Consider the following 13,863-nt stretch of genomic DNA (forward strand, 5'->3'; position numbering starts at 1 on the left):
AACCAATTACCCTAGGAGGTCAGCTTATATTCAAATTATTTTAACTTATAAACCCTCGCTTCATAAGGTTGTAGGTTAATTTTATCAATTCCTTCCTCTTTACTTACATCATAATTACTAATTAGTAATTCTTGTTCTTGAAAAGATATATCATCTGGTAATTTAAATTCTGGTTTTTCAGCAAAGAAATTAAGTATAACTAATAATTTCTCTCCCTCTAACTCTCTTAGATAAGCATAAATATTTTCATCATCTTCTAAAAGAAGTTGATAATCACCATACACAATTATTGGTTCCTCTTTTCTTAAGCTAATTAGATCTTGATAATAATAAAAGATAGACTCTGAATTATTTAGTGCCTTTTTTACATTAACCTCTTTAAAATTAGGATTAACTTTAATCCAAGGGGTACCAGTAGTAAACCCAGCATGTTGACTATTATCCCACTGAATTGGTGTGCGAGCATTATCTCTACTCCAATACCTTACAACATCCATCATCTCATTGAGATCATCAATATTCCCTTTCTTTTGCTCTTCTTGTAACTTATTTAGAGTATCAATATCACGAATATCATCTATACTCTCAAAAGGAAAATTAGTCATTCCAATTTCCTCTCCTTGATAAATATAAGGAGTTCCTTGTAAAGTATGTAGCAATGTAGCTAACATTTTAGCCGATTCAACCCGATATTCTTTATCATCTCCAAAGCGAGAGACCATTCTAGGTTGATCATGATTGTTTAAATAAAGGCTATTCCAGCCATTCTCTTCTTGTAATTTAACTTGCCACTTATGCAAAATTTTCTTTAGATCAGTTAATTTCCAATCTCGAGGTTTACCTAATCTACCTTTAGAACCTTCATCAAAGAGTACATGTTCAAATTGAAAGACCATATTTAACTCGTTTCTATCTGGTGCTACATATTTTGCTCCTTCATCAGCTGTTACAAAAGGCATTTCTCCAACTGTCATAATATCATACTTACTAAGAACCTCTTTATTCATTTCTTTTAAGTATTGATGGACTTTTGGCCCGTCAACATAATGTTCACTTCCCATAGCTCCTGGGCCAACCTCAGAATCTCCATCAGGTAAACCAGGTGCTTTAGAAATAAAGTTAATTACATCCATTCTAAAACCATCAATCCCTTTATCTAACCACCAAGTCATCATCTTATAAATATCTTCTCTTAAATTTCGGTTTTCCCAATTTAAATCAGGCTGTTTTTTAGAAAATAAATGTAAATAATATTCACCAGTTACTTTATCATACTGCCAAGCAGAACCACCAAAATTAGACCTCCAATTATTAGGTGGAGTATCTGTTCTTCCTTTTCTCCAAATATAATAGTCTCGATAAGGGTTATCTTTAGATTTTCTTGATTTAACAAACCAATTATGTTCATCAGAAGTATGATTGACTACTAAATCCATGATTAACTTAATCCCTTTAGTATGAAGTGCTTCTAAGAGTTCTTCCCAATCTTCCATTGTACCAAATTCATCCATGATTTTTTGATAATGGCTAATATCATATCCATTATCATCATTAGGAGAATCATAAACTGGACTTAACCAAACCACATCAATCCCTAATTTGTCTAAATAATCAACCTTTTCTATAATTCCTTGTAAATCACCAATTCCATCTCCATTTGAATCATTAAAACTCCTGGGATAAATTTGATAAACTACTCCCTCTTTCCACCACTTTTTATCCATTATTATTACCTCCTATTATAGCATTTATTTAAAAGTTACACAATAGTAGAAGGTACCACACAGGTACCTCCCTTTAAACTGATACTATACAACTTGTTTTTAAGAACACAAAGAAAAGACTACTTCTTCTCCAGGTTTAATTATCTTAACCTCATCATTAACTTTAACTTCAATAGCATCCTTATTTTTTACTACAGAATTAATAACCAATTGCTCATCTGTAATCTCTAATTCCAAATCATTATAATTATATTTTAAATTAAATTCTAATTCATCCCACTCTTCTGGCAAGATAGGATCAAAACTAATTCCTTCAGTTTTGACTTCTAAACCAGCAAATCCTTTAACAATCGCTTGCCATGTTCCCCCACACGCAGCAGTGTGAATTCCACCAATAAAGGTCCCACCATGAATAGCCTTATTTGTATTATATAAATCAACAGTAGCTGACTTCATTAAGTGCTTATAGGCTTCATCTGTATTGCCTACTTTACTAGCAACAATAGAATGAGATGATGGGCTTAATGAAGAACCATGTTCACATCTTGGTTCATAGTATTCATAATTAGCTTTCATTACTTCTTCATCAAAACTATTATGCATACATAATAATTGAACTACATCAGCTTGTTTGCTAACTTGAGTTCTAACTGTTACTCCTACGGGCCAACCTAAGTACTCATGAGGATCTTTTAATCTTGATTCTACCTCTTTAGGAGTTACATCTTCAAGATCAAAGTAACCGTCAAATTGCTCTATTAATAAAGTTTCTTCATCAGGTTGTGGTAAATAAATTAATTCTACCATCTCTCTCCAATTATCTATATCTTCTTCTCCTAATCCTAAACTACCTAATAATTTTATTAACTTCTGAGGTGCTGTATCTTGCAATTTCTCATAAATAGTTACTGCTTTATCTAATGCATATTGAGCTTGATAATTAGTAAATGCATTATTATCTACATTTTCGTGGTATTCGTCCGGACCTAATAATCTAATAAATTCATACCTGTTTTTATCCTTCTTAAAGTAAGCATGAGCTACTAAAAATTGAGCAATTTCAAAGACAATTTCTGCCCCATAGTCTTCAATAAACTCCCAATCACCTGTAGCTTGATAATATTGCCACACCGCATAGGCAATATCAGGTGACACATGTATCTGCCAATCATTAAAGTGATTTCTAATTTTTCTGCCGGTTAATACATTTTCAAAGAAGAAGTCTGGACATAACTCTTCACCACTCTTACCACTAACCCACGCATAATAAGCTCCATAATATCCTAAATCTTTAGCCTTTTTTCGTGCCCCATCAAGTGTATGATATCTATACTTTAAAATATTTTTGGCTAACTCTGGTCTAGTGTATAAAAACATAGGCATATTAAATATCTCTTGGTCCCAGAAAGCTGAGCCTTGATAAGCTTGACATGATAAACCTCGAGCACCAATTGGTAATTTATCACTATGAGCAGGAGTACAAATTGTATTATGATATAAATTAAATCTTAATAAGGTTTGAGCTTCCAAATCACCATCAACTTTAATATCAGATACTTCCCAGACTTGATCCCATTTTGTTTGATGGACTTCTTTTAATTTATCATAACCTGCCTCAATAGCAGTTTTAGCATCTCTTGTAGCAGCCTCAAAAGGATTAGCTAGATCATTACTACTATAAACACTCATTACCTTCTTTAATGTTACTTGCTCACCAGCTGCTAAATCAAACTTTAACTGACGTAAAATTCTCTTTTCTTCTTTAATAATTTCTTCTGATTTTGGTTTTGCTCCTACAATCTCTAAAGCTTCAGCTACATCTAATTCTATATTAGATTCTCCAGTAACTGCCTTAATAACAGTTAAATCATCTTCAACTATTAGTTCGTGATCTTTTAAATGTTGACCATTAAGATCCCAAACTTGACCATCAATTCCTGTAATTAAAGTAACTTCTGTATCCTCTTGAACTTCAAAAGTATATTCCATAGGCACTAAATGAAGATTATCATAACTAGCAAACTTCTCAACATCTAACTGAACACTTGCTCCATTATTAGCACTCCAATTTAATTTTCGGTTATATAAACCATGTTTTAGATTTATTTCTCTTTGGTAATCATTTATTTTTCCTTCAAATTCAGATACTAGTTCTCCTTCAAGATATAATTTAGTATATAAAGCATTAGGAGCATTACACAATTCTCGCCATTTTCCATCAGCCATATCATAAGTATCTGTAACAATACAACCTACATACTCATCTGCTCCCCATTCAGCTGAAGTTCCTCGATAACCTAAATAACCATTACCAATCATGAAATTACTACCTGTAATTACTATTTGGTCTTCATTGAATTTATTTTCTCTTATCTGCCAACCATTTTCTGTAGATAAATTATTCTTTAATTTCATTATTTTCTCCTCCCTGAAACCGGTTACAATAAATTTAAAATTTTTTTATTAAAGCAGAATCCTAGAGATAATCCCCAGGATTCCGCTTTGAATTAATTACATCATATTCATTAACTTTTCAATCTTCTTCTGCATTGTTTCTAATGCTTTATCTGCACTCTTCATACCATTAATTACTTTGTGTACCTCAACTTGAATCACATCAGAAATCTGAGGATACATAGGAGTTACTGGTCGTGGCTTAGCATTAATAAAGACATTATACATATCTTTATAATATGGATTAACTTCTAATACTTCTTTGTCGTGATAAACAGCTTTTCTAGTTGGAATTCGACTAGATTTAATAGCATTAAATGCTTGCATCTTATAACTAGTCATGAATTTAACAAATTTAACAGCTGCTTCTTTATGCTCGGAATACTTATTTATTGCTAAGTTCCAACCACCTAAAGTAGCTGCTCCAGAATCACCTTGTGGCCCTCTGGGCATTGGTGCAATTCCAACTTTACCCTTTACAGGAGAACCTTTACTTTGAGCAATTGACCATACATAAGGCCAATTTCTATTAAAGACTGCCTTACCTTCAGTAAATGGACGTCGACTTGATTCTTCCATAAATGTTGTAATACCTGGTGGAGTAACTTTACTTTGAACTAACTTCTTTACAAACTTTAGTGCTTGTAAGTTTTCTGGACTATCAATTACTACTTTACCTTGGTCATTTAATACTGCTCCACCATTAGACCAGAAATACTCTAAAATGTCACAAACTAGACCTTCGTATTGCTTAGCTTGGAAAGTAAAGCCCATTGTGGTACCTTTTTTACCCATATACTTTTTAGCCTTTGTGTATAATTCACTCCATGTATCTGGTGCATCTTTTACAATATCTTTTCTATAGTATAACATTCCAGCATCTGTAAACCAAGGAACTGCATACATTTTACCCTTATAAGTAACTGCATCAATTGGCCCTGGTAAGAATTTATTGATTTCTTCTTCAGTAAAGTACTTATTTAATGGCTCTAACCAACCAGCTGCTGCAAATTCTGCTGGCCAAATTACATCAACATTCATAACATCAATACTAGAACTACCTGCTGATAACTTAGTTACATAAGTATCATGTTGTGTATCACTAGAAGAAGGTTGTTCAATAAGCTTAACATTAATATTTGGATACTTCTCTTCAAACTTTTTAATCAATAATGGATCAGTACCAGTATTATCAATTCCAGTACTAAAAGTAATTGTTACTTCTCCATCTTTCTTTTTCTTCTCCTCATCACCACCAAAAATCCACCAGGCTGAAGAAGTTGCAGTGACAGCAAAAACCAACAGGGCTATTAAACTTAATGTTATAATACTTTTTCTTTTCATTATCTCACTCCTCACTTGATTTTTAGTTTATTTTAATAAATTTAACCTTTTAAAAGCATTTTTAGTTTTTATGACCACCTCCCCAAAGATATAAAACTTAACCTTTTACTGCACCAGCAGTCAAACCAGAAATAATTCTTCGTTGGAAGAAAAGAACCATAATAATCAGTGGAACAGTAACTACTACAGTTGCTGCAGCAATATCTCCCCACGGCATCCGATGTTGACCTGGAAACATTGTAAGTCCTACTGGAACTGTCTTCATTAAACTACTAGTCATGAAAGTTAATGCAAATAGATATTCATTCCAAGCAAAGATAAAGATTAAAATAGCTGCAGTAAATGTTCCTGGAGCAGCTAATGGTACAATTATTTTCCAAAATGCTTGCAAAGGTGTTGCTCCATCAATCTTAGCTGCTTCCTCTAAACCAAATGGAATTGTTCTAAAGAAGCTTGTTAAAATCCAAATTGTCATCGGCATAGCAAATGTTGTATAGGGTAGTATTAGCCCTAAATAATTATTTAAAAGTCCCACGTTTTTTAACATTAAATATAGTGGAGATACAATAGCTACTGGCGGAAACATAGATAGAGCTAAAACTAAAGCTAAGATTGGCCCTTTACCAGTGAATTCTAATCGTGCTAAAGCATAAGCTGCAAAGGAACCCACTAGTAAACAAAATGTTGTTGTTCCTGTAGCTACAATCAAACTATTTAATAAATAACGCCCAAACGGTCGCCCAGTAAAGATAGTTACATATCTTTTTAGTATTATTTTACCTGGAATCCAATCAACAGGCATAGAATACATCTCACTAGCAGGTTTTATAGACATTAAAAATTGCCAAATAAATGGAAATATAACTGTTACTATAAATCCAACTATAGAAAAATAAAATAATACCTTAATTGTTGAAACCTTCTTTTTAGTAGTTGCCATTTACTTACCTCCTTTTAGTCACGACTAGGATCAGTTCCTAATACTTTAATATAAATATAACTGATTATTAATACTCCAACAAAGACTGTAACAGAAGCAGCAGATCCCTTTCCAAATTGTAAATAACTAAAGAGTATATTATATGAATATAATGATAAACTCTCTGTACTATTAGCAGGACCTCCACCAGTTAATACTCTAAGTAAACCAAATACTCTAAATGCTCTTAAAGTTCTAAATAATAATGCTACTAATAAAGATGGTTTTAATAAAGGAAAAGTAATCTCCTTAAACTTTTGCCACTTATTTGCTCCATCAATCTCAGCTGCTTCATAAAGCTCTCCAGGAATAGTTTGCAATCCAGCCAATAACATCAAGGCCATAAACGGACTTGTCTTCCAAACATCAGCTATAATAGCAGCCCACATAGCTAAGCTTTCTTGTCCTAACCAAGATACTGTTTGATCAACTACTCCCAATCTAAGCAAGATATCATTAATAACTCCCATCTGCGGATTATACATTAACTTCCACATCATAGCAGAAATAACTGTTGGAATAGCCCAGGGAATTAATACTGAAGCTCTAAAAAGTCCTCTCCCCTTAAAACTACGATTCATCAATAATGCCATTACTAAACCAATCGTTGCTTCAAAGAATACTGAAATTACTGTAAAATATATAGTATTCCAAGTAGCCCCCCAATATCTAGGTGTTTTAAATAATTCGATATAATTTTGCAGACCTATAAACTTAGTATTTCCAAACTTTAAATTCATTTGAAATAAACTCAGCCAAACAGACTTTAACACTGGATATAATGCAACAGCAGTAATAACCAATAAAGCTGGTGCAACCAATAAAAAGGCTAACTGTGCTTCTGATAATCCTGTGTTTGGCCCTTCTTCAGTTTGGCTTAAAGGATTAATCTCTTTTAATTTACTTAACATCTTCCCCCTCCTTTTTTAATGTTAGAAAATTCTTAAAAAATAAACAACTTGTCACTAATATAAGTATTAAACCGGTTACAGATGCTTATAATAAGACAAAAGACTTCTACTATTAATAACCCAGACAATAAATTCCTAGATTATCTACTAGTAAAAGCCTTCTTATAGTCTTATATACTTATATTTTTTTAAATTATTATATCTTAATAGTCTTGTTTAAATTGTTATTCATGCAATCTGAAACCGGTTACTTATTACTTACAAACAAATTATGTATTGAACCTCATTTACATTGTACAATAAATTGAATTTAATATCAAGCTCTAAATCATTTTTTTAATATTATTCTAATTATATACATTAAATCAGGAAATAAAAAAGCTTTTGCTATGATTTAAAGGCATAGTTATCCCTTAATCATATAGCAAAAGCTTTTTATAATCTTATATCTTATTTATTTTCTGATAGTTTATATTCTTATTTGAAATTCATTATCTTTAACTTACTACATTTATATTATATAACATGTATAAACAAGTGTCAAGGATTTCTTATAAAATTTTATTTAAATCTACATCTGCAGTACTACTAAAGCAATAATCCCCATGCCCCACTCTATCTTTCGGGCCAACTCCAACGGCGACCATATTAGCAGCCAAAGCAGCATCAACACCAGATTCAGCATCTTCAAGCACTACGCACTCTTCTGGCTTTACTCCTAACTTTTTGGCCGTATGTAAGAATATATCTGGAGCAGGCTTAGCATTCTCTACACTATATCCATCAGAAATAGTATCAAATTCGTCAGTAATATCTAATCCTTCAAGTACAGTTTTAGCATTTCTACTAGCTGAAGCTATAGCCATCTTTAAACCTCGTTCTTTAATTTCATTTAATAGATCTCTAGCTCCAGATAATAAGTCATCTTCTCCCATTTCAGTTAGATATTCCTGATAATAGCCATTCTTACGATCCATCATCTCTTGAAACTCCTCTTTTGTATAATCATCAATATGATCTCCTAATAACAACTCCAAAGACTTACTACGAGAAACCCCTCTTAGTTGCTCATTATCTTCACGAGTAAAAGAGATTCCTTCTTCGTCAGCTAAACGCTTCCAACCTTGAAAATGATACTCAGATGTCTCAGTAACAACACCATCTAAATCTAAGATAATTGCTTTAATCAATTTAATACCCCCATGTAATTATTTAATAATAATCTCTAATTCAGAATCAGATAATAGACTTACTCCTATTTCTTCATTCTTTTGAACTACTTTAAAATCTAACTGCTGAGTACCTAAAGTTAAACCTCTAATCTCAATAGTAGTCAGATTATCAGGCAATGTCGGATCTAAATATACTTTATTCTCAGGTAGATTAACATTTAATCCTAAAATAGCCTCTAATAATAAATAAGGAGTTGCAGCTGCCCAGGCTTGAGGAGAACAAGCAATTGGATAATCAACTATTCCTTCTTTTTTGTCAAAACCACAGTATAACTCTGGTAATCTATAGTATTCAAAATTTTTACTAGCAGATAAAAGCTCATTTGTTATTTGGTTAGCTGCATGTGAATAACCATAGCTTTTCATACCAGCAACAATAAGAGAGTTATCATGAGGCCAAACTGAACCATTATGATAACTGATTGGATTATAACCCTCATCTTCTTTACTCATTGTTCTAATTCCATAACCTGAGGACATATCATCTGCTACTAACCTGTCTACTACCTGCTGGGCTTTATCATCAGCTATAATTCCTGACCACAGACAGTGACCAATATCTGAAGTTATTGAGGCTAGTGGATCTTTATTTTGATCTAAAGCTAAAGCATAAAACTCTCTCTTCTCTAACCAAAATTTTGCTTCAAAGTTAGCCTTTAACTCTTGAGCTTCCTGCTCTAATTGTCTACTTAATTCGACCTCATCTAACTGCTCTAATATAGGTGCTAAATCCTTTTTAGCTCGATAAGCATAACCTTGTACTTCTGAAACTGCCATTGGTGAATTAGCTATTGCACCATATTCATGGCGCATAGAATCCTGAGAATCCTTCCACACTTGAACTTCATAACCTAATTCAGGACTAGCCTCATATTCTATAAAACCATCTCCATCTTGATCACCATACTCATCAATCCAATGTAAGGCCTTTTTAATAGCAGGCAATAGTTCTTTAACTAAAGATAAATCACTAGTCCAGCGATAATATTTAGCGACTAGAATTAAGAATAAAGGAGTAGCATCTGCTGTTCCATAATAAGGATCATGAGGAGTTACTCCTGTATTTGCCATTTCTCCAAATCGTAGTTCATGAAAGATCTTACCTGGTTCCTCATCTCGACTAGGGTTAACTTCTTGACCTTGATACTGGGCTAAAGTACGTAAAGTCGACTTAGCAATCTCAGGATTTAAGAGCATCATCTGTAAAGCTGTAATTAACCCATCACGCCCAAAAGGACAGACATACCAAGGAATCCCTGCTACCGGAAAATCTCCTTGTCCAAAATCAGCCATTAGAGTACGTAAGTCTAAGTTACTTCTCTTTAATAGCTGATTAAATTCTTGATTATCTGTCTTAATCTCTGTTCCTTGCACTTCCCAATTCTGATATGATTCTTTTAACTCCTCTAAAGCTAAATCATAATCTTTTATTTCTATTTCCTCTTCTTTAAGCTCAGGGGTAATATATAGATAAACCTCTTTACTTTCTTTAGCAGACAAAGTCAAATTATACTTTATCCTTTCTTTACTTATCTCTAAAGGTTTAGGTTGACAAGCTATTTTAGTTCTTCTTGTAATATCATCTGAACCTTGATAGGAAAAGGTTAGTCTATCTTCTTTCTCTTCTAGACCTACTTCATTAGTATATTCCATATCAGCAAAATCTCTAATATCTAAAATATCTTTGTAGTCTGCTCCAACTTTAAACTCTAGTTCTAATTCAACTGAAAAATTGTTATAGTTATTTAACTCAATCTTTTCATATAATAATTCATTTATAAATCTACTCCGCTTAATTCCTACTGTTTCTTTAGCTACTTGTTGACCATGAGATTCAAACTCTTGATTTGCTAAATGAATCTGATTAATATAATTTTCTTCCTCTGCGGCTGATAATAAAATAGGAGCCCTGTCATTGATGGTTAATTCAAGTTTATTTAAAAAACGGGTATCAAAAGTATATAAACCATATCCTTTATCATCAGCTCTAATATTACCTAATTGATCACTAACTATAAAAATATTGCCTTCTTTAACTGTTAAATAATCCAAAATTAGCACTCCTTTTCCCCAAAATTATCCTATACCCCAAAGCTTTTACCACCATTTACTGTCAATTGTTGACCAGTTATAAAACCAGATTCTTCAGAAGCTAAAAAGACAACAGCATTAGCTATATCCTCTGGCTGACCCATCCGACGCAAAGGCACCTGCTCCTTATGTCTTTCAATACTCTCTTGAGATATATCCGCATGTCTTTCTACTGGGGTAAATCCTGGTGTTACTAAATTAACTCTAATTCCCTTTGGCCCTAGCTCCTTGGCCCAAGAGCGAGTCATTCCTATCATAGCCGACTTAGCAGTAACATAATTAGAAAAATTAGCTTCACCAGACTGAACTACATCACTCCCAATATTAATAATCTGCCCTGCACCTTTTTCTTTCATCCCAGACAATACAGCTTTAGCTAACAATAAAGGAGCTTTAACAAAGAACTTAATCTGGTCCATATAAGTTCCCCAGGTATTCTCCTCAATTGAGAGTTCAGGTTGTGGACCAGTAGCATTATTGACTAAAATATCTACTCTTTGACCATATATTTCTTCTATCTTAGCAATTAATTTATCTATCTGATTTTGATCTGTAATATCAGCTTGAATTGCTGTAGCTTCTCCACCTTCAGACTTAATTAAATTACAAGTTTCTTGTGCATCATCTATGCTATGAGCATAATTAACAACTACTTTAGCTTCCTCTCGGGCCAAAGCCTGACAAATTCTACGTCCTAATCCACGCGAACCACCAGTAACTAATGCAATTTTACCACTTAATCTATTCCCCATCTAAATCACAACTTATCTTTTGGCCCTGCTCTAAACTAACTAATTTATCTTGGTGATAAAATTCTAACTCTTCTCCACTTGCTAAATTATAAGTTACCTCACCTGAAGTAACTTCAACTTCTAGTCGTCGTCCCTTAAAGTTCACATTAAACTTATAACTATCCCATTTCTCTGGTAGATAAGGATCAAAACTTAACTCTCCCTCATAGATTCTCATACCTGCAAAACCATTGACTAATCCCAGCCAAGTTCCAGCCATAGCTGCTGTATGAACCCCATGTTGGGAATTATCATGATAATTATCTAAATCCATCCTTGCTGTCTCCATAAAGAAATTATAGGCTTTATCATGATAGCCAATCTCTGCAGCCATAATACCATAAATACAACTTGATAGAGAAGAATCATGAGTTGTTAGTGGTTCATAATAATCAAAATCTCGTTTCTTTTGTTCTAAATCAAACTTATCCCCTAATAAGAAAGATACTAATACAGTATCAGCTTGCTTTAAAACTTGATGTCTATAAATTACTAAAGGATGATAATTTAATAATAGAGGATAATTCTCTTGAGGGGTATTTTTAAAATCCCAGACAGCTTTATCTAAAAAACTATCATCTTGAGCATGTATTTTTCTTTCTTCATCATAAGGAATATACATCTTATCTGCTGCTTCTTTCCAATTTGTAACTTCATCTTCCTTTAGTTCTATCTGCTTTTTTAATTCTCTATAAACATCTGGGTGTTTTTCTTTTATCCAAGTTGCTATCTGATAAGCATACTCTAAGTTCATTTGAGCCATATAATTAGTATAGCAGTTATTATTAACAATGGCTGTATATTCATCAGGTCCTGTTACATCATTAATACAAAACTGATTATCTTTACCTGGAATATAATCTCCTAAATCAGCCCATACCCTAGCCGTCTCAAATAACATTTCTGCTCCATAATTTAACATAAATTCTGTATCATCAGTTGCTTCCATGTATCTCTTCAAAGAGTAAATAACATCTGCATTAATATGGTATTGGGCTGTTCCAGCTGGATAATAAGCAGAACATTCTTCACCAGCAATTGTTCGCCATGGGAAAAGAGCTCCTTTGTCATGAGACATTGTTCTTGCTCTCTGGCGAGCATCATCTAAGATATTGTATCTATATTCTAATAACTTTTTACTAATCTCTGGTTTAGTATATAAAAAGAAAGGAAAACTATAGATTTCTGTATCCCAGAAATAATGTCCTTCATATCCTTCACCAGTCACACCTTTAGCAGCTATATTAGTCTTCCCGTCTTTACCTACAGATTGAAGTAGATGATATTCATTAAATCTAATTCCTTGTTGTAAAGCTTTATCTCCTTCAATTTCAACCTGTGCCTGCTGCCAAAACTCTGCTAAGTATTCTTTTTGGGTCGTTAACAATTTATTAAATCCTTCTTCTTTAGCAGTCTTTAATGTATCTTTAGCATTAGGAAGTAATCTATCAGCTGAATAATCTCTGGACGTATAATATGTAATGTACTTCGTTAAATTAATTGTTTCTTCTTCTCTAGCTTCTACTATGTAGTTGGCCCTTACCATTTGTTCTGGTTGATCAGTTTGTAATCTGAAATCACTTTCAGTTTCTAATTGATTCTCCATTCCACAGACTAATTCAAATTCAGTATTATTAGTTTTTTGAGTTAAAGCTGCAAAATTTCCCTTTTGTTCTTTATCTACTAAATTTAAAACTTGACCTTGAAAATCAGATCCTACCCGAGGATCATCTTCATTTACTTGATTGGTAACTGCCCCATCTAAAGCAGATACTAAAGTAACCTCTCCCGAAAAGTTAAGTGGTCTTACTTCATAACTAATGGCTGCTAAATGTTTATTGGTCAAACAAACTATTCTCTTTATCTTAATTGCTACCTTTTTACCTGCTGGGGATTGCCAAGTTAATTCTCTAGTTAACACACCCTCTTTCATATCTAAAGTTCGTTCATAATTTAATAATTCCCCTGCAAACATACTAAATTCTTCATCTCCAAGATATAACTTTATAATCTTACTATCCGTTACATTTAACATAGTTTGACTATTTTGGGCATAGCCATAAGCTTCTTCACCGTAAATAATTGGTTCTGATTCATAAAAACCATTGAGATAAGTTCCTTGTAAAGATGTATTCTTGGGCCCAGCATAACCTTCTTCAAAGTTACCTCTCATACCTATGTATCCATTACCTAAAGCAAAAATAGTTTCATCACGATAATTTGTTTCTATATCAAAACTCTCTTCTCTAATCTTCCATTCATCGTAAGGATAAATTGCTTCTTTAAATTTTTCTTTTCCCATCTATATTCCTCCTTTAACTATATGAAGTGATAGGT

9 protein-coding genes are annotated in these 13,863 nt (G+C 32.9%); all 9 read right to left on the bottom strand.

Annotation, left to right across the window (positions count from 1 at the left end):
* Nucleotides 1–35: 35 nt before the first annotated feature.
* The 9 genes from HALHA_RS07575 to HALHA_RS07615 all read right to left on the bottom strand — a co-directional run bounded on the left by HALHA_RS07575 (nucleotide 36) and on the right by HALHA_RS07615 (nucleotide 13,828).
* Entirely contained in the window at nucleotides 36–1,724 is a 1,689-nt protein-coding gene (locus HALHA_RS07575) for a glycoside hydrolase family 13 protein (protein WP_015327203.1), read from the bottom strand.
* Nucleotides 1,725–1,823: 99 nt separating this feature from the next.
* Nucleotides 1,824–4,139 carry a glycoside hydrolase family 65 protein gene (locus tag HALHA_RS07580; protein WP_015327204.1) on the bottom strand — a complete coding sequence of 772 codons (2,316 nt, stop codon included), beginning with the start codon at nucleotides 4,137–4,139 and terminating at the stop codon, nucleotides 1,824–1,826.
* Between the two features lie 96 nt (nucleotides 4,140–4,235).
* Nucleotides 4,236–5,522 (bottom strand): ABC transporter substrate-binding protein, encoded by a 1,287-nt coding sequence (locus HALHA_RS07585; RefSeq protein WP_015327205.1) that lies wholly within the window; start codon nucleotides 5,520–5,522, stop codon nucleotides 4,236–4,238.
* A gap of 97 nt (nucleotides 5,523–5,619) precedes the next feature.
* Nucleotides 5,620–6,462, bottom strand: coding sequence for a carbohydrate ABC transporter permease (locus HALHA_RS07590; RefSeq protein ID WP_015327206.1), 843 nt, complete (start codon nucleotides 6,460–6,462; stop codon nucleotides 5,620–5,622).
* A 14-nt stretch (nucleotides 6,463–6,476) separates the two neighbouring features.
* Entirely contained in the window at nucleotides 6,477–7,412 is a 936-nt protein-coding gene (locus HALHA_RS07595) for a carbohydrate ABC transporter permease (protein ID WP_015327207.1), read from the bottom strand.
* Nucleotides 7,413–7,963: 551 nt separating this feature from the next.
* Complete coding sequence (gene pgmB / locus HALHA_RS07600) at nucleotides 7,964–8,602, bottom strand: beta-phosphoglucomutase (protein ID WP_015327208.1); 639 nt, start codon at nucleotides 8,600–8,602, stop codon at nucleotides 7,964–7,966.
* 18 nt (nucleotides 8,603–8,620) lie between these two features.
* The gene (locus HALHA_RS07605; protein ID WP_015327209.1) at nucleotides 8,621–10,696 is read right to left on the bottom strand and encodes an amylo-alpha-1,6-glucosidase; all 2,076 of its coding nucleotides are present in this window, start codon (nucleotides 10,694–10,696) and stop codon (nucleotides 8,621–8,623) included.
* Nucleotides 10,697–10,725: 29 nt separating this feature from the next.
* Entirely contained in the window at nucleotides 10,726–11,487 is a 762-nt protein-coding gene (locus HALHA_RS07610) for an SDR family NAD(P)-dependent oxidoreductase (protein WP_015327210.1), read from the bottom strand.
* On the bottom strand, nucleotides 11,477–13,828 hold the full coding sequence (locus HALHA_RS07615; protein ID WP_015327211.1) for a glycoside hydrolase family 65 protein: 2,352 nt from the start codon (nucleotides 13,826–13,828) through the stop codon (nucleotides 11,477–11,479). The genes HALHA_RS07610 and HALHA_RS07615 overlap by 11 nt, the downstream gene beginning before the upstream one ends.
* Nucleotides 13,829–13,863: the final 35 nt, after the last annotated feature.

Source organism: Halobacteroides halobius DSM 5150 (assembly GCF_000328625.1).
GTDB lineage: Bacteria > Bacillota > Halanaerobiia > Halobacteroidales > Halobacteroidaceae > Halobacteroides > Halobacteroides halobius.